Source organism: Stutzerimonas stutzeri (assembly GCF_038561965.1).
In the GTDB taxonomy this organism is placed as follows: Bacteria; Pseudomonadota; Gammaproteobacteria; order Pseudomonadales; family Pseudomonadaceae; genus Stutzerimonas; species Stutzerimonas stutzeri_AA.
Window position 1 is genome coordinate 3,051,977 of the sequence record NZ_CP139348.1, and the last position, 17,497, is coordinate 3,069,473.

18 protein-coding genes are annotated in these 17,497 nt (G+C 61.1%); 5 read left to right on the forward strand and 13 right to left on the reverse strand.

Features of this window, described 5'->3' with window-relative positions:
* Positions 1-8: 8 nt before the first annotated feature.
* The 7 genes from SM130_RS13775 to SM130_RS13805 form a co-directional block, all read right to left on the reverse strand.
* Positions 9-470 carry a DUF2489 domain-containing protein gene (locus SM130_RS13775; RefSeq protein WP_102825485.1) on the reverse strand — a complete coding sequence of 154 codons (462 nt, stop codon included), beginning with the start codon at positions 468-470 and terminating at the stop codon, positions 9-11.
* A gap of 7 nt (positions 471-477) precedes the next feature.
* Positions 478-672, reverse strand: coding sequence for an SEC-C metal-binding domain-containing protein (locus SM130_RS13780; protein WP_102825484.1), 195 nt, complete (start codon positions 670-672; stop codon positions 478-480).
* A 7-nt stretch (positions 673-679) separates the two neighbouring features.
* On the reverse strand, positions 680-1,177 hold the full coding sequence (locus SM130_RS13785; RefSeq protein WP_181019263.1) for an LEA type 2 family protein: 498 nt from the start codon (positions 1,175-1,177) through the stop codon (positions 680-682).
* Positions 1,178-1,323: 146 nt separating this feature from the next.
* Positions 1,324-2,061: an S-methyl-5'-thioinosine phosphorylase gene (locus tag SM130_RS13790; RefSeq protein ID WP_102825482.1), complete on the reverse strand. Its 738-nt coding sequence runs from the start codon at positions 2,059-2,061 to the stop codon at positions 1,324-1,326.
* Between the two features lie 24 nt (positions 2,062-2,085).
* On the reverse strand, positions 2,086-3,084 hold the full coding sequence (gene nagZ / locus SM130_RS13795; RefSeq protein WP_102825481.1) for a beta-N-acetylhexosaminidase: 999 nt from the start codon (positions 3,082-3,084) through the stop codon (positions 2,086-2,088).
* Between the two features lie 15 nt (positions 3,085-3,099).
* Positions 3,100-3,624, reverse strand: a complete 525-nt coding sequence (locus SM130_RS13800; RefSeq protein ID WP_102825480.1) for a L,D-transpeptidase — start codon at positions 3,622-3,624, stop codon at positions 3,100-3,102.
* Between the two features lie 39 nt (positions 3,625-3,663).
* Positions 3,664-4,371: a TetR/AcrR family transcriptional regulator gene (locus SM130_RS13805; protein ID WP_102825479.1), complete on the reverse strand. Its 708-nt coding sequence runs from the start codon at positions 4,369-4,371 to the stop codon at positions 3,664-3,666.
* 208 nt (positions 4,372-4,579) lie between these two features.
* Here SM130_RS13805 and lexA point away from each other — a divergent pair, with 208 nt between their 5' ends.
* Both lexA and sulA read left to right on the forward strand, forming a co-directional pair.
* The gene (gene lexA, locus SM130_RS13810; RefSeq protein ID WP_102825478.1) at positions 4,580-5,188 is read left to right on the forward strand and encodes a transcriptional repressor LexA; all 609 of its coding nucleotides are present in this window, start codon (positions 4,580-4,582) and stop codon (positions 5,186-5,188) included.
* An 11-nt stretch (positions 5,189-5,199) separates the two neighbouring features.
* Positions 5,200-5,676 carry an SOS-induced cell division inhibitor SulA gene (sulA, locus tag SM130_RS13815; RefSeq protein ID WP_102825477.1) on the forward strand — a complete coding sequence of 159 codons (477 nt, stop codon included), beginning with the start codon at positions 5,200-5,202 and terminating at the stop codon, positions 5,674-5,676.
* 74 nt (positions 5,677-5,750) lie between these two features.
* Here sulA and SM130_RS13820 read toward each other — a convergent pair whose 3' ends face one another.
* Positions 5,751-5,987, reverse strand: a complete 237-nt coding sequence (locus SM130_RS13820) for a hypothetical protein (protein ID WP_102825476.1) — start codon at positions 5,985-5,987, stop codon at positions 5,751-5,753.
* Positions 5,988-6,210: 223 nt separating this feature from the next.
* On the opposite strand from SM130_RS13820, the gene SM130_RS13825 reads away from it, so the two are divergent.
* A complete protein-coding gene (locus SM130_RS13825) occupies positions 6,211-7,050 on the forward strand; it encodes a DMT family transporter (RefSeq protein WP_102825475.1) in 840 nt (279 codons plus the stop codon).
* 18 nt (positions 7,051-7,068) lie between these two features.
* On the opposite strand, the gene SM130_RS13830 is transcribed toward SM130_RS13825, so the two are convergent.
* The 5 genes from SM130_RS13830 to fadB all read right to left on the reverse strand — a co-directional run bounded on the left by SM130_RS13830 (position 7,069) and on the right by fadB (position 14,315).
* The gene (locus tag SM130_RS13830; protein WP_102825474.1) at positions 7,069-7,587 is read right to left on the reverse strand and encodes a DUF6586 family protein; all 519 of its coding nucleotides are present in this window, start codon (positions 7,585-7,587) and stop codon (positions 7,069-7,071) included.
* A gap of 131 nt (positions 7,588-7,718) precedes the next feature.
* Positions 7,719-10,322: a type I DNA topoisomerase gene (topA, locus tag SM130_RS13835; RefSeq protein ID WP_102825473.1), complete on the reverse strand. Its 2,604-nt coding sequence runs from the start codon at positions 10,320-10,322 to the stop codon at positions 7,719-7,721.
* Between the two features lie 286 nt (positions 10,323-10,608).
* The gene (locus SM130_RS13840; protein WP_102825472.1) at positions 10,609-10,842 is read right to left on the reverse strand and encodes a DUF1653 domain-containing protein; all 234 of its coding nucleotides are present in this window, start codon (positions 10,840-10,842) and stop codon (positions 10,609-10,611) included.
* A gap of 131 nt (positions 10,843-10,973) precedes the next feature.
* The gene (fadA, locus tag SM130_RS13845; RefSeq protein WP_102825471.1) at positions 10,974-12,149 is read right to left on the reverse strand and encodes an acetyl-CoA C-acyltransferase FadA; all 1,176 of its coding nucleotides are present in this window, start codon (positions 12,147-12,149) and stop codon (positions 10,974-10,976) included.
* An 18-nt stretch (positions 12,150-12,167) separates the two neighbouring features.
* Positions 12,168-14,315: a fatty acid oxidation complex subunit alpha FadB gene (gene fadB, locus SM130_RS13850; protein ID WP_102825470.1), complete on the reverse strand. Its 2,148-nt coding sequence runs from the start codon at positions 14,313-14,315 to the stop codon at positions 12,168-12,170.
* Between the two features lie 440 nt (positions 14,316-14,755).
* Between fadB and SM130_RS13855 the strand changes: the two genes are divergently transcribed.
* Together SM130_RS13855 and SM130_RS13860 are read left to right on the forward strand one after the other, a co-directional pair.
* The gene (locus tag SM130_RS13855) at positions 14,756-16,789 is read left to right on the forward strand and encodes a S9 family peptidase (protein WP_102825469.1); all 2,034 of its coding nucleotides are present in this window, start codon (positions 14,756-14,758) and stop codon (positions 16,787-16,789) included.
* A gap of 285 nt (positions 16,790-17,074) precedes the next feature.
* Positions 17,075-17,434 (forward strand): YgaP-like transmembrane domain, encoded by a 360-nt coding sequence (locus SM130_RS13860; RefSeq protein WP_102825468.1) that lies wholly within the window; start codon positions 17,075-17,077, stop codon positions 17,432-17,434.
* Positions 17,435-17,497: the final 63 nt, after the last annotated feature.

The window sequence follows — 17,497 nt, forward strand, 5'->3', positions numbered from 1 at the left end:
TCGATCGATCAGGCCGCGTCGCGCGATTTTGGCAGAGCTTCATCGAGCAGCCAACGGGCCGAACGCCGTGCTTCGGCCTTGTGTTGCAGTTCCAGAGCGCTGAACTGCGCCTCGTGTCGACGCCGCTCATGCTTGTCCAGCGCCTTCCAGGCAGCGTGGGTAGGCACTTGCTCGGTCGCTTCGAAGAGCTGCTGGAACACTTGGCAACGGGGATGCTGCCCCAGCGCCATGTCATAGTTGTCGAGCAGCACCTTGATACGGATCGCGCCCTCGATGAGAGGCAGCTGCCCGTCCAACAGGCAACTGGCGAGTATCCGCAGATCCTCGGCCAGCGCTGTCTGTTGCTTGGCTCGCGCTTCGACCTGCAGCCGCTCGTTACGCCAGATGCGACGCCAGAGATAGAACGCATAACCGCCCAGCGCAGCGATCAAAAGCGCGGCGGCGAGAAGCAGACCGAGAAACAGGCTCATGACAGGTTCAGGCGCCGTGGCATTTCTTGTACTTTTGCTGGCTGCCACATGGGCAAGGGTCGTTGCGGCCAACGTCCTTCAGCGGATTGCGCACAGGCTCATGGCTGTGATTGCAATGCGGCCCGTGGACGTGATGATGGTCATGGCTGTGATCGTGATCGTGGTTGCAGTCAGGACCATGCACGTGGGGTTCTTGACTCATCTGGGTACTACTCCGGAATAAAGTTGCCCGGGATTATCTCGCCATTGTTCGAAATGTGCACGCGTCGACCGAGCATCAGGCCGGTCTTGAGCTCACCGGTCAGTCGGTAGCTGATCGGACGGTCCGGCTTTTCCAACAACCGCACGATGTACTTCATGTGTCGCCACAGATTGGTGTGAACAGGCACTTCGTAATATTCGAAGCTATTGGCCGGGACGGTCAGCCAACCGCTGGATTCACCGCTGGCGAGTTCAATGTCGTTGAGATGAACCGTGTAGATCAATCCACGGACCGGCAGGCTGCGATCATTGGGGTTGTCTATGCGAAAACGCAGCATGAACTGCTGTTCCAGCAGTCTCGCCTTGACGATATCGACCTTGGTGAGTTCGACCTCGGGATCCTTGAAATCCCCCGAGAACCAGGTCGAACATCCGGCCATGCCGCCAAGCAGGCTGAGCAACACGACCGTTCTAAGTATTTTTATTGTGCGTGCCTGGCAAAACATTCCGGTACTCCAAAGGACGGCCAAGTGTAGCAAGCAGCTTGCTTGCCGCAATGGGGGTCCGCCGCAAAAATACCAGTCTCAGGCCGCAATATGACAACGACATTTCAGACAAGCGCACCGCTACCATCGTGCCCGAGCAACGACGCTCACTTAGCGAGCACCCTGGCAAGTACCTGCCGCGCCTGACCGATACCCGCCGCCAGCGCCGCTTCGATTTCCGCCATGGTGATCACTCCACTCGTTTTACCAGCCGCCGGATTAACCACCAGCGCCAGACAGGCATAAGGCAGGTCGAGCTCACGCGCCAGCGCAGCTTCAGGCATACCGGTCATACCGACGATATCGCAGCCGTCGCGCTCCATACGGACAATCTCCGCTGCGGTTTCCAGCCGCGGACCCTGCGTGCAGCCATACACCCCATGACTGCTGAACGCATAACCCTCGGCGGCCAAGGCACCGATCAGGCGCTCGCGCAGTGCGTCGTCATAGGGATAGCTGAAGTCGATGTGGGTCACGTGGTCGATATCGCCTTCGAAGAAGGTGTGTTCGCGCCCGTAGCTGTAGTCGATGATCTGATGGGGTACGCAGAAATGGCCGGAACCCATGGCCGAATGGATGCCGCCCACAGCGTTGACCGCGAGAATCGCCTCGGCACCCGCTTGCTTCAATGCCCAGAGGTTGGCCCGATAGTTCACCTGATGCGGCGCAATACGGTGCGGATGGCCATGCCTGGCGAGAAACAGCACTTCCTGCTCACCATACTCGCCGCGCAGGATTTCGCTGGAGGGACGCCCATAAGGCGTATCGATCAGCTGGGCACGGTGCAGCTTGAAGCCCGTCAGCTGAGTCAGACCGGTACCGCCAATGATCGCGTGGACAGTCATGGGTATTCCTTGAGAGAAGAAAAGTCAGTCGATCAGATCGGCAGCCTTCAGCGCGCCAATGGCGTCCAGCCAACGAGGGTTCTGCTTGTACTCGGCTGCGCTGCAAGTGCGGCCGCGCATGCCTGCGAGCATGGGCGAAGGGGTTACCTGCAGACGCTGTAGCGCAGCCAATGCCAACTCTGCAGCGGCTCGGTCGTTGCACACCAGCCCCATGTCACAGCCCGCTGCCATCGCGGCCTGGATGCGGTCGGCTGCATCGCCGACGACATGCGCACCCGCCATCGACAAGTCGTCACTGAAGATCACACCCTTGAAGCCGAGCTCGGTGCGCAGGATGTCCTGCAACCAGCGTCGCGAAAAACCGGCAGGCTGATCGTCGACCTGAGGATAGATCACATGCGCCGGCATGATCGCATCGAGCGTGCCGCTCAGCGCCTGAAAGGGAATCAGATCACAGCTGCGCAGTTCCTCAAGACTTCGCTCATCAACGGGAATGGCAACATGAGAATCCGCCTCGGCCCAGCCATGACCGGGGAAGTGCTTGCCGGTTGCGGCCATGCCCGCGGTATGCATCCCACGGATAAAGGCATCGATGAGCACTACCGCGGCGTGCGGATCACCTTCGAAGGCACGCGCTCCGACCACCGCGCTACGCTGGTGATCTAGATCGAGAACCGGCGCGAAGCTGAAATCCAGGCCCACAGCGAGCACTTCAGTAGCCATCACCCAGCCACAGGCTTCGGCAAGACGCGGTGCATCGGCGCAGCGCGCCAGTTCACGCATCGCGGGCAACTTTACGAATCCCTGGCGCAGTCGTTGTACACGGCCGCCTTCCTGATCCACCGCCAAGAGCAGATCCGGCCGCACAGCGCGAATCGAGCGGCACAGCTCATCGACCTGGCGCGGGTGATCAATATTGCGGGCAAACAGAATGAGCCCACCGACTTCGGGTTGGCGCAGCAGCTGCCGATCCTCGGCAGTCAACCAGGTACCGGCAATGTCCAGCATCAGTGAACCGTGCATATGCAGAAGGAATCCTTATTCGAGTTCAGCGGCGGCCCATTCCGGACAGGGCGCCTCGTCGATGCGCACCGCACAGTGAGGCGGCACCCATGGAAAGAGCTGAAGCAGATCGGCGTTGCGCATACGAACGCAACCGTGAGAAAGCGGCACACCCATCGGCTCGCAATCCGGAGTGCCGTGAATGTAGATGTAACGCCGGAACGTATCGACCTTCCCTTGCCGGTTGGCTCCCGGCTCGCAACCGCTGAGCCAGAGAATGCGGCTCAAGATCCAGTCACGACCAGGGAAACTCCCATGGAGCTCAGGGGACCAAACTTCGCCGGTCCAGCGTCGCCCACGCAACACCGCACCTTGAGGCAAGCCATCACCTATGCGCGCCCGCACCTGGTGCAGGCCGCGCGGCGTGCAACCGGAACCGTTCAGCTCGCCCACACCATTGCGTGCCGTAGACACGGGAAAACGCAGACGCAGCTGCCCCTCGGCGAAGCCGTAGAGCTGCTGATCGGCGATGGAGATATGCAGAAAATCGAGAAATGCCATGGGCGGCTAGCTTAGCCGATCACTCGGCAGGCTTGTAGCTCAAGCCTTCGCCGGGATAGCCACCGCGTTGCGCCGCGCGATCGGTTGCGCCGCAGCCAGTGTCCTGTCGTCGATGCCGCTGTCGGCACGCATGCCGGCCGCGAGAAACGGCACCATCATGCGCATGACCTGTTCGATCGAGGTCCGCACACCGAAGTCGTTTTCGGAAATCGCGCGCAGCGCTTTGATACCCGACATGCTGAACGCCGCCGCACCAAGCATGAAGTGCACCCGCCAGAACAGTTCGATGGGCGGAATAGCCGGCGCTGCGTCGTGGACCTTGAGCATGTAGCGACGAAACACCTTGCCGTACATATCTTCCAGATAACGCCGCAGGTGGCCCTGGCTCTGACTGAAGGAAAGACCCAACAGGCGCATGAAGATGGACAGGTCGTCACCGCTGCGCGGCTTAACGGCCAAGGCCTGCTCGACAAGTATCTCCAACAGCTCTTCGAGCGTGTCCTTCTCGTCGGTCAGCGCCTCACGGCGATCCAGTTCGCGCTCCAGGCTTGCGCAGAACGGCCCGAGAAAGCGCGAGAAAACTGCCTGTATGAGCGCCTTCTTCGAACCGAAGTGGTAATTCACCGCAGCCAGGTTGACCCCAGCCTTGCTGGTGATCAGACGAAGCGAGGTTTCGGCGAAGCCCTTTTCCGCGAACAGCTGTTCCGCTGCATCAAGAATGCGCTCAACTGTTTCCGACTGCGCCATGCCCCCTCCGAAAGACAAACAACTGTTTGAAACTTACGTTTCACCGACCGGCAAGTCAACCACGAAACGCCTTGCCGCACTAGCGTCATTGTCGCAGACGCGGTATGCCGCAGGCGGAACGTCGCCGCCCTCCACGCCGAATCATTCGTTGCCAAGGCTGGATCACTGTATATAATCCCAGTCACTGTATAAAAGAACAGAGACCGACATGATCAAGCTGACGCCTCGCCAGACGGAAATCCTCGCGTTCATCAAGCGTTGCCTGGAAGACAACGGTTATCCGCCCACCCGCGCGGAGATCGCTCAGGAGCTCGGCTTCAAATCACCCAACGCCGCCGAAGAGCATCTCAAGGCACTTGCCCGCAAAGGCGCTATCGAGATGACGCCCGGCGCGTCGCGCGGGATACGTATTCCGGACTTCGAACCCGCCGCTCCCGAGAACGGCCTGCCAATCATCGGCCGTGTCGCCGCGGGCGCACCGATCCTGGCGCAGCAGCATGTCGAGGAATCCTGCCAGATCAGCCCCGCCTTTTTCCATCCGCGCGCCGATTATCTGTTGCGCGTACACGGTATGAGCATGAAGGACGTCGGCATTTTCGACGGTGACCTGCTGGCCGTACACACCACCCGCGAGGTGCGCAACGGCCAGATCGTGGTTGCCCGCGTCGGTGACGAAGTGACGGTGAAGCGCTTCAAGCGTGACGGCAAGAAGGTTTGGCTGCTGGCTGAAAACCCCGAGTTCGCGCCCATCGAGGTCGACCTCGAACAGCAGGAATTAGTGATTGAAGGCTTGAGTGTCGGCGTCATACGCCGCTAAGGAGAAGGTTCATGCAGTACCAGACCAGCACTTCCCGGCCCCAACTATCATTGTTCGACGGCGTCATCGCGCAAAGCCTTGCGCCGTTCGGCAGTTTGAAACCACGCAGCAAAACCGAGCAGGAAAAGGAACATTTAAGCGAATTGAGCCTGAGCGGTAGCAGCGAACATTGCCACCTGCTGCTCGCACCTATCTTGCGTGAACTCGGTGACGCAACCGACAGCCGCTGGCTTACGCTGATCGCCCCTCCCGCGTTCCTTTCGCAGAGCTGGCTGCGTAAATGCGGCCTGAATCGCGAACGCATCATTCTGCTGCAGCCGCGGGACGCAAAGGGTGCGCTTGACCTCGCCTGCAAGGCACTGGCCTCGGGCTGCAGCCACACGGTCATCAGCTGGTTCAGTCAGCTCGACGGCAAAACGCGCGGCAGGCTGCGCGCTTCCGCCAGCCTGGGCGAAGCTCAGAGCCTAAATATTCGTCTGGGATTTTGAGCGCAACAGCACAGGGAAGTGCTGCCAAATCGAGAATGGAATTCTGAAGCTACAGTGCTCTAACGCCGACCCGTTCAGTGCAGAACGCGCGGCTCGTCATCATCACGCTCAAACTCACCTTCCGACATGCGCCCGGCCATCTGAACGCCGACATTGAACATCGCCTTGGCGATTTCGACATGCTGACCCTGCAGGAACACCTTGGCATCGTCAGAGAAATCCAGCGTGACCAACACCTGTTCGTCCTCGGCACGACGGAGCACGATGCGCCCGTCCGGTAGCTCGACGATTTCCAGAAAAGATGTAGGCATGGATCAGCTCCGCGTGAAAGGCGGCCATTGTACCAGCCGACCGGCGTCAGGGCAGCCTCTGCCTACCCCAGCAAGATTTGCGGCTGCGACGCACGGTAACGACAGTCGCGCAGGTTCCAGACGGCGAGAACAGACTGGGCAAGAAAACGATGCGCCTAATCCAACCGACACGTAGCATGCGCTGAAAAAAGCGCGCCCGCTGGTGCCGCGATAAGGATTGCGCATGACCACCCGCACATTGCTACTAACCGCTCTAGCCATGTTGGCATTCGCAGGCAATTCGGTTTTGTGCCGTATTGCCTTGCGAGACACCGCTATCGACCCAGCCAGCTTCACGGGCCTGCGTATTCTGGCCGGAGCGCTCATGCTCTGGCTGCTGTTGCGCATAAGCCAGGCCCGCCCCTCTGCAGGCGGCGACTGGTTCAGTGCCTTGGCCCTGTTCGTCTATGCGGCAAGCTTTTCCTTCGCCTATATCGATCTAGACGCCGGAGCCGGCGCCCTGCTGCTGTTCGGCGCGGTGCAGTTGAGCATGCTTGCCTGGGGCTTGCTGCGCGGCGAGCGCTTCAGCGGTGGGCAGATTGCTGGTTTGCTGCTTGCGCTGAGCGGGTTGCTGATCTTACTGCTGCCGGGAAGCAGCGCGCCGGCATTGGAGGGAGCATTGCTCATGCTGCTGTCCGGTATAGCCTGGGGCGTCTACTCGCTACGCGGACGGGGCGCGAGCAACCCCTTGGCAGCAACCGCAGGTAACTTCATCAAAGCAGTCCCATTCGCCGCAGTGCTCTGCCTGCTGCTGCTGGGCCAGCAGCAATGGGATGCGCCGGGGGTGATATACGCACTGCTTTCCGGGGCACTGACTTCTGGCATCGGCTACGCCATCTGGTACGCAGCGCTGCCCGGCCTTGCGGCAATACAGGCGGCGAGCGTGCAGCTCAGCGTTCCACTGCTAACGGCCATTGCCGGGGCCGTGCTACTAGGCGAAGCCCTTACTGCGACGCTGCTGCTGTCCGGCGCGGCGATTCTCGGCGGGATCGCCATGGTACTGACCATCAAGCACCGCGGCTGATGCCGCAGTGCGAAGCTGTCACCACTCGGTAAGCGACTCGCGAAAGCGTAACGCCAGGCCCTTTAGGTTCTGTCGCCAGGCTTCCAGCTCGGCACGCGACAGCGGCGGCGTTTCATCCTCGACGCTGACTGCCTCGATCAGCGGCTGGCGCGGATCGGTCTTCGCCTTCGCTGGCGCGCGTGGCGGCTGGAACAGCTGTTTGTAGGCCATCAGCAACTGCCCGAGCCAGGTGCTCGGCTGCTCCGACAATTCCAGCAGCTCAGCGAGCTCCGGACTCGGCGCCGATTCCAGCACGCTACGGGTCAGAAACGCCTCGACCGCCGGCGCGTCCGCGCCTGGCGAACGATAGTAGCCAGCAATTTCATGGCAAAGTCCAAGCAATGCGCCGTGAAGGTGAAACAGGCAGGCCTCGCGCTCAGCCTGGATCAACCCTTGGGAATGCATAGAGGCGGACTCTTCGGCTTTGCGCCAGCTTTCCAGTGACAGGCCGGCGAAGAAGATCTTCTGGTTGGTGCGCGTATAGAGCTCGTGAGCCATGGCATGCTCTCCGAAAGAAGATGAACAGAGAATGGACCTTCACAGGTTGCCGCACCAGATCGGCTGACGAACCGTCAGCCGATCTCAGGAGTGCTCTACCCGGCCAGTCAATGCAGCTGACCGGGACGAGGTCAACGCTTGTCTTCGACCTTCCACTTGCCGCCGTCGTAGAGCGCCTTCCAGCCGGTCGGCTTGCCGTCCACTTCGGTCTGCACGTACTGCTCCTTGGTCTTGCGGCTGAAGCGGATGACTGCAAAGCGGCCTTCCGGATCCTTCTGCGGTGCGTCGAGCAGGAAGTGGTACTTGGGATCGATCTCGTCCTTGTGCGGGATCAGCTCACGCACCAGTGGAGCGCGGGTTTCGCGATTCTTCGGGAACTGACTGGCGGCCAGGAACAACCCGGAAGCGCCATCACGTAGCACGTAGGTGTCATCCACCTTCTCGCACTTGAGCTCCGGCATCTTCACCGCATCCATCTTCGGCGGTGCCGCTTCGCCGTTCTTCAGCAGCTTGCGAGTGTTCTTGCATTCAGCATTGGTGCATCCGAAGAACTTGCCGAAACGGCCAGTCTTGAGCTGCATTTCGCTGCCGCACTTGTCGCATTCCAGACTCGGACCTTCGTAGCCCTTGATGCGGTACTGCCCTTTCTCGATCTCGTAACCGGAGCAGTCGGGGTTGTTACCGCAGATATGCAGCTTCTGCGTCTCGTCGAGCAGGTAAGCATCCATTGCAGTGCTGCAGATCGGGCAGCGGTGCTTGCCCAGCAGCACGAGGGACTCGGACTCGCCCTCGTCATCAGCAGCAATCTCGTCGCCTGGAACCAGGTTGACCGTGGACTTACAACGCTCTTTCGGTGGCAGGCTGTAGCCGGAGCAACCGAGGAACACGCCGGTCGAGGCGGTGCGGATCATCATCGGACGACCGCAGACCTTGCACGGAATATCGGTGAGCGTCGGCTGGTTAGCGCGCATGCCGTTCTCGCTGGCTTCAGCGACTTCGAGCTTCTTGCGGAAATCACCGTAGAACTCGTCCAGCACGTGCTTCCAGTCGCGCTCGCCCTGAGCGACGTCGTCCAGGTTCTCTTCCATGCCGGCGGTAAAGCCGTAGTCCATCAGGTTGTTGAAACTCTCTGACAGACGCTCGGTGACGATGTCGCCCATCTTCTCCGAGTAGAAACGGCGGTTGTGCAGCGAGACGTAACCGCGATCCTGAATGGTAGAGATGATCGCGGCGTAGGTGGACGGCCGGCCAATACCGCGCTTCTCCATTTCCTTGACCAGACTGGCTTCGGAAAAGCGCGCCGGCGGCTTGGTGAAATGCTGGCTCGGATCGAGCTTGAGCAGCTTCATGTCGTCGCCCTTGTTCATCTCCGGCAGCACGTCGTCCTCGCCGGCCTTGCTCTGCTGCGGCATGACCTTGGTATAGCCATCGAACTTGAGAATGCGGCCCTTGGCACGCAGTTCGAAATTGCCGGCAGCGACGGTCACGCTGGTGGACAGGTACTGCGCCGGCGGCATCTGGCACGCCACGAACTGACGCCAGATCAGCTCGTACAGACGCTCGGCGTCACGCTCCATGCCCGACAGCTGAGTGGGGCGCAGGTTGACGTCGGACGGGCGAATCGCCTCGTGCGCCTCCTGAGCGCCCTCCTTGCTCGAATAGACGTTCGGCTTCTCCGGCAGGTACTTGTCGCCAAACTCGCTCTCGATGAACCCACGCACCATAGCGACCGCGTCGGCCGAGAGATTGGTCGAGTCGGTACGCATGTACGTTATGTAACCGGCTTCGTATAAGCGCTGAGCCATCATCATGGTCTTCTTCACGCCGAAGCCGAGGCGATTGCTCGCCGCCTGCTGCAGGGTCGAAGTGATGAAGGGAGCGGACGGCTTGCTGCTGGTCGGCTTGTCCTCGCGCTTGCTGACGCTGTACTGAGCGCCCTTGAGCTTTTCGAGCGCCGCAGTAGCCTGCGCTTCGTTCAGCGGCTTGAAGGCCTCACCATTCTCGCGGGCGACCTCGAAACGCACTTTGGCCTGCTGCGCACTCGCCAGGTCCGCATGCACTTCCCAATATTCTTCAGGAACGAAAGCACGAATCTCGCGCTCACGTTCGACCACCAGCTTCACCGCGACCGATTGCACCCGGCCAGCGGAGAGCCCGCGGGCGATTTTCTGCCAGAGCAGCGGCGACACCATGTAGCCGACCACACGGTCGAGGAAGCGACGCGCCTGCTGCGCGTTGACCCGGTTGATATCCAGATCGCCGGGTTTGGAAAAGGCTTCCTGGATCGCTTTCTTGGTGATCTCGTTGAACACCACCCGCTTGTAGCGGCTGTCGTCACCGCCAATGGACTCGCGTAGGTGCCAAGCGATGGCCTCCCCCTCTCTATCCAAGTCGGTCGCGAGATAGATGGTGTCGGCTTCCTTGGCCAGACGACGCAGTTCCTCGATCACCTTTTCCTTGCCCGGCAGGATCTCGTACTTGGCTTTCCAGCCATGTTCGGGGTCGACGCCCATACGCGTGATGAGCTGACGCTTGGCCTTCTCCTTCGGCGACAGCGCTGGCGTTTCGGCCGCTGCAGCCTTGCCGCGCTTGACCGGCTCCTTGTTGGCAGAGCCGCTGGTGGGAAGGTCGCGGATGTGGCCGATACTCGACTTCACCACGTACTGGTTGCCCAAATACTTGTTGATTGTCTTGGCCTTGGCCGGTGATTCCACGATGACCAGCGATTTACCCATGGAGAGGAGAGTTCCTGAATCGAAAGGTGAACAGAGGCAGCGCCTCCGGCAGTTTGAATGCCCGACCGGCGCTAGACGGCAAAGCATCAGCGAACATCAGTCCGCGTCTTGCGAACGGGCAACCTGGCAAAACCATGATCCTGCCGGGCCCCGTATGGTGCGAATCAGAGCGGTGGTTCGATGCCATAAACCAGACGCCGAGGTTTTCGCTCTGCTTAAAAAGCACCGCTATATATAGTGGTGATGGACGTGAGGTCAAGCGCGAGGCCGATAGCCGTGTGCCATCTCACCCCTCGAAAACGCTCGCCTCGGCCTCGATCAACGCGAACCGCGGCACCGTTTCACCGTTGACCTCCACCGTTTCGGTGAACATCGACAAAGGGCGCACCCAGAGCCCACGCTCCCCGTACAACGCTTGATAGAAGACCACCGGCTCTTCCGTCTCGGAGTGCCGCGCTACGGCGAATACGCGATATTCAGGGCCCTTGTAATGGCGATAACGCCCTGGCTCCACCTGCATACCAACCTCCACGCAAAGACAAAAAAGAAAAACCGGGGCACCAGGCCCCGGCTTCCATGCACCGACTGACAATCATCCCCGCAAGCTAGCGGAATGGCTGTCAGCCTAGCGCAGTCATTTGCATCTGTCTGTTAGACGCGTTCGAAGACCGTACTGATCCCCTGGCCCAGACCGATACACATGGTGGCGACACCGAGCGTACCGTTGTTCTGCTTCATCACGTTCAGCAGGGTGCCGGAGATACGCGCACCGGAGCAGCCGAACGGGTGACCCAGGGCGATGGCGCCGCCGTGCAGGTTGACCTTCTCTTCCATCTTGTCGAGCAGCTTGAGGTCCTTGAGCACCGGCAGGGCCTGCGCAGCAAAGGCTTCGTTCAGCTCGACGTGGCTGATGTCGTCCATGGTCAGACCGGCGCGCTTGAGCACTTTCTGGGTCGAAGGCACCGGGCCGTAACCCATGATTGCCGGGTCGACACCGGCCAGCGCCATAGCGCGAACCACGGCCAGCGGCTGGATGCCGAGATCCTTGGCACGCTGTGCGGACATGACGATCATGCAGGAAGCGCCGTCAGTGATCTGCGAGGAAGTACCCGCAGTCACGGTGCCGCCCTTCGGGTTGAACGCAGGCTTCAGGGCAGCCAGGCTTTCCAGCGTCGTGTCCGGACGGATGGTTTCGTCGTAATCGAAGACCTTGAGGAAACCGTCCTCGTCGTAGCCTTCCATCGGGATGATTTCATCCTTGAAGTTGCCTTCCAGCGTGGCCTTGTGCGCCAGACGGTGTGAACGCTCACCGAAGGCGTCCTGCTGCTCACGGGTGATGCCATGCATCTTGCCCAGCATTTCGGCGGTGAGGCCCATCATGCCGGATGCCTTGGCAGCATGCAGCGACAACTGCGGGTTCGGATCCACGCCGTGCATCATGCTGACGTGGCCCATGTGCTCCACACCGCCGATGACGAACACGTCACCGTTGTTGGTCTGGATGGCCTGCACGGCGGTGTGCAGGGCGCTCATGGACGAGCCGCAGAGGCGGCTCACGGTCTGGCCGGCGCTGGTGTGCGGAATGCGCGTCATCAACGATGCCATGCGAGCAATGTTCCAGCCCTGCTCGAGGGTCTGGTTCACGCAGCCCCAGATCACGTCCTCGACTTCGGCCGGGTCAACCTTCGGGTTGCGCGCCAGCACGCCGTCGATCAGGAGTGCGGACATGGTTTCAGCACGGGTATTACGGTGCATGCCGCCCTTGGAGCGCCCCATCGGGGTGCGACCGAAGTCGACGATGACTGCATCTCTTGGATTCAGACTCATGAATTCTCTCTCCCTCGATTAACCGTAGAAGCGCTGGCCGTTGGCAGCCATCTCGCGCAGCTTCGCGGTCGGGTGGTACAGCGGGCCCAGGTCGGCGTACTTGTCGGCCATCGCGACGAACTCGGCAACGCCGATCGAATCGATGTAGCGCAGCGCACCACCACGGAAGGGTGGGAAGCCAATGCCATAGATCAGGCCCATGTCGGCTTCAGCAGCGGTCTCGACGATGCCGTCTTCCAGGCAGCGTACGGTTTCCAGGCACAGCGCGATCATCATGTAGTTGATGATGTCCTCATCCGAAAGCTCGCGAGTCTCGGCAACGATCGGGTTGAGCAGCTCGTAGGCTTCGGCATCGACGACTTTCTTCGGCTTGCCCTTCTTGTCCATCTCGTAGGCGTAGAAGCCCTTGCCGTTCTTCTGGCCAAGACGGTTGGCCTCGTACATGACGTCGACCGCCGTGCGGGTGTCGTCCTTCATGCGATCCGGGAAGCCTTCGGCCATGACGTCACGGCCGTGGTGGCCGGTGTCCATGCCAACGACGTCCATGAGGTACGCCGGGCCCATCGGCCAGCCGAACTTCTCCATCACCTTGTCGGCGCGAACGAAGTCGACACCGTGGGCGATGGCGCGGGCGAAGCCGCCGAAGTAAGGGAACAGTACGCGGTTGACCAGGAAGCCAGGGCAGTCGTTGACCACGACCGGGCTCTTGCCCATTTTCTTGGCGTAGGCAACGGTGGTAGCGATAGCCACTTCGCTGGTCTTCTCGCCACGGATCACTTCCACCAGCGGCATCATGTGCACCGGGTTGAAAAAGTGCATGCCGCAGAAGTTTTCCGGACGCTTGAGCGCCTGGGCCAGGTAGTTGATGGAGATCGTCGAGGTGTTGGAGGCGATGATCGCGTCTTCGCGAACGTGCGCTTCCACCTCGGCCAATACGGCGTGCTTGACCTTCGGGTTCTCGACCACGGCTTCGACGACGATGTCGACGTTACCAAAATCACCGTAGGACATGGTCGGGCGGATCGCGTTGAGCGCCTGAGCCATCTTGTCAGCAGTCAGACGGCCTTTTTCGACACGCTTGCCGAGCAGCTTGGAGGCCTCGTCCAGCCCCATCTGGATACCCTCTTCGCGGATATCCTTCATCAGGATCGGGGTGCCCTTGACGGCCGATTGGTAGGCGATGCCGCCACCCATGATGCCGGCGCCCAAAACGGCAGCCAGTTTCACGTCGCGCGCCTGCTTGTCGTAGGCCTTGGCCTTCTTCTTCAGTTCCTGATCGCTGAGGAACAGACCGACCAGGCTCTGTGCAACCGAAGTCTTGGCCAGCTTGACGAAGCCGGCGGCCTCGACTTCGATGGCCTTGTCACGACCAAAGTTGGCGGCTTTCTGAATGGTCTTGATGGCTTCGACCGGGGCCGGGTAGTTCGGGCCGGCCTGGCCAGCAACGAAGGCCTTGCTCGTCTCGAAAGCCATCATCTGCTCGATGGCATTGAGCTTGAGCTTGTCCAGCTTCGGCTGACGCTTGGCCTTGTAGTTCAGCTCGCCGGAGATGGCGCGCTTGACCAGATCCAGGGCGGCTTCCTGCAGCTTCTCCGGGACGACCACGGCATCGACTGCATGAACCTTGAGCGCGTCTTCGGCGCGGTTTTCCTTGCCGGATGCGATCCACTCGACGGCGTTATCCACACCGATCAGACGCGGCAGACGAACGGTGCCGCCGAAGCCCGGGTAGATGCCAAGCTTCACTTCCGGCAGACCGACCTTGGCGGTGGTGGACATGACGCGGTAGTCAGCAGCCATGCACATTTCGAAGCCGCCACCCAAGGCGATGCCGTTGATGGCCGCCACAGTGGGTACGCCCAGGTCTTCGAAATCACTGAAGATCTTGTTCGCTTCGAGGTTGCCGGCGACCAGTTCCTCGTCGGCCATCTTGAAGTTGTCGACGAATTCGGTGATGTCGGCGCCGACGATGAATACGTCCTTGCCGCTGGTAACGATGACGCCTTTCACCGACGCGTCAGCCTTGATGGCATCGACGGCCTGGCGCAGATCGTTGAGAGTGAGGCGATTGAACTTGTTGACGGACTCACCCTTGAGGTCGAAATTCAATTCGACGATGCCGCTCTCAAGAGCCTTAACCGTGATGGCTTTACCTTCGTAAATCATCAACTGATCTCCAGGTATGGAAGCTGAACGTTACGTGTCTCACGTCTTCGGCCCTACTCGACCGCGCCTCACGGCGAACGACACCCACCGACACGATAATCCGGGTGACCGGCATTTGCTCTGGCAAACGCTCGATTCATACGCCCGTTTGATTTGGGTCGGCACACCTTCGGGGAAAAGCTCAACATTGTCAATCAGCTGTCTTGCCTAACCGAAACGGACCTGCAAGCAGGCATTTCGCGACCACCCGGTCACCATCGACAGCTGCAATCCTGCCGCATTCATCGCGTAGATGTTTTGCCACGCTGGCTGACCGAGCGGCTGAAACCGCACCGCACCCACCGAGTCAATCCTAGACGTAGCCGAGCAGGTACACTGCCGCATCGCGCTTTTTGCCATCACCGGCCTACCAGGCCGCGAAACGTATCCGGAGTTACTGCATGTCCAACGCCCCCATCGCCCGAGCCGATACCGGCACAGATCCCTATCGCTGGCTGGAGAACCGAGACGCCGAAGACGTGCTGACTTACCTCAAGGCAGAGAACGCTTACCTCGAAGAACAGCTCGCCGATCAGGCCGAGCTGCGCGAAATGCTTTTCCAGGAAATCAAGGGCCGTATCCGCGAAACCGATCTGTCTCTGCCTTCGCCCTGGGGGCCGTGGCTGTATTACCAGCGCACCACCGCTGGCGACGAATATCCGCGGCATTATCGCTGCCCACGTCCGCTGGATGGTTCGCTCACCGTAGATGAGAACGCCGAACAGCTGCTGCTCGACCCCAACGAACTGGCCGCTGGCGGTTTTCTCTCCCTGGGTGCATTCAGCATCAGCCAGGACCACGGCAAGCTGGCCTACAGCCTCGACCGCGAAGGCGACGAGATCTACCGGCTGTTCGTCAAGGACCTCGCCAGTGGCGACGTGACCGCCCTGCCCTTCGATGATTGCGACGGCAGCATGACCTGGGCCAACGACAGCCAGACGCTGTTCTATGGCGAGCTGGACGACACCCACCGTCCGCACAAGATATACCGCCATCGCCTCGGCGAAACTGGCAGCAGCGAGGTTTATCACGACCCGGACGGGCGCTTCTTCGTGCATTGCTACCGCGTCAGTTCCGAGCGGCAGCTGGTCATCCTTTCCCACAGCAAGACCACCAGCGAAGCCTGGGTGCTCTCGGCAGACGAACCCGAAGGCCAATGGACGTGCCTGGCGCCGCGCCAGGAGGATCATGAGTACTTCCCCGATCACGGCCTGTACGAAGGCCAGTGGAGCTGGCTGATCCGCAGCAATCAGGCGGGCATCAACTTCGCCCTCTACCGCGCCAGCGAAGCGCAACCCGCTCGGCAGCACTGGCAGGAGCTGGTCCCGCACAACGAAACGGTAATGCTGGAAGAGGTCAGCCTGAATGCCGAGGCGATCACCCTGACCCTGCGTGAGAACGGGCTGCCGGCAATCGAGGTTCGCCCGCAAGGAGTGCAGCCATATCGCCTGCAACTGCCCGACGCGGCCTACAGCCTGCACGTGCAGAACTCACTGGAATTCACCAGCACGGTGATCCGCCTGCGCTACGAGGCGCTGAACCGCCCAGCACAGATCCGTCAGCTGACATTGGCCGACGGCACGCAGGAAGTACTCAAGGAAACTCCGGTGGAAGGCCCGTTCGATGCGGACGCCTATGAAAGCCGGCGTATCTGGGCCACCGCGCAGGATGGCACGCAGATCCCTATCAGCCTGGTCGGCCGGCGCGACAGCTTCGGCAAGCCGGCACCGCTTTATCTCTATGGTTACGGCGCCTATGGCCATAGCCTCGACCCGTGGTTCTCGCACGCACGGCTGTCGTTGCTTGACCGTGGTTTCGTCTTCGCCATTGCCCATGTGCGCGGCGGCGGCGATCTCGGTGAAGCCTGGTACCGCGCCGGCAAGCTGGAGCACAAGCCGAACACCTTCAGCGACTTCATCGTCTGTGCCGAACAGCTGCTGGCCGACGGGTACACCACCTCGGCGCGCCTGGCCATCAGCGGCGGCAGCGCCGGCGGCCTGCTGATCGGAGCGGTGCTGAACATGCGCCCCGAGCTATTTGGTGCAGCCGTCGCCGAGGTGCCTTTCGTCGATGTACTCAACACCATGCTCAACGCCGACCTGCCGCTGACCGTGACCGAGTACGACGAGTGGGGCGACCCGAATCAGCCCGAGGTGCACGAGCGGATCAAGGCCTACGCCCCTTACGAGAACGTCCGTGCCCAGGCCTATCCTGCGCTGCTCGCGGTGGCCGGCTACAACGATAGCCGCGTGCAGTACTGGGAGGCGGCCAAGTGGGTCGCCAAGCTGCGCGCTACCCGCACCGACGACAACCTGCTGCTACTCAAGACCGAGTTCGGTGCCGGGCACGGTGGCATGAGCGGCCGCTATCAGGCGCTCAAGGACGTGGCACTGGAGTATGCGTTCGTGCTCAAGGTGTTCGGCATGGCGGCTTAGCGCGCGCGGCCTGTCGGGTTGCGCGCGACATTCATCCTCGGGGCCGACCGTGAAGCACGGCTGCCCCCGCCGGTGTTGGCCGCGAAGTTCGTCCGTCGCATTTTCACGATTCGCGGTCAAGACCGCTCCCACGCGTTGGCGCGCCCTGGCTCGCTCCCCCCGGCGTCCGTTTGGCTTCCCACTACAGCCACTTCACCGACGTTGCCGCCAGATGCCGACCTGCGGCGTCGAACAGCCTGCCTCGGCAAGAGTCATTCATTAGGAATGTCCTTGTCGGAGCCACCCATGAACAACTCTTCGAATCAACCCAACCAGAACGTCCACGGCTGGGAGCGCGCGATGTCCCTGGCCGGCGGCATCTATTTTCTTGCCAAGGGCCTCAGCCGTGGCGGCCTCGGTGGGTTGCTGCAGCTCGGCATCGGCGGCATGGCCGTGGCCCGCGGCGTGACCGGCCATTGCGAAGCCAAACGCGTGTTCAACGAAATCAGTGAACAGGCCGGCTTGGCCGAGGGCCGCTCACACCAGATGCCGTTCGAGCGCTACGACTCCGATAAGCAAGCGTTGCAGGCCAACGCCGAAGCTGCCACCAATGGCACCACCGTTACCGGCAACGACAGCCTGAAAAGCCCGCCAGCCGGCGTGTGAGCCGCGCCAGACAAGCCTGTGGGAGCGGACTTGTCCGCGATTACCGCTGGCCTGTCATGTAGC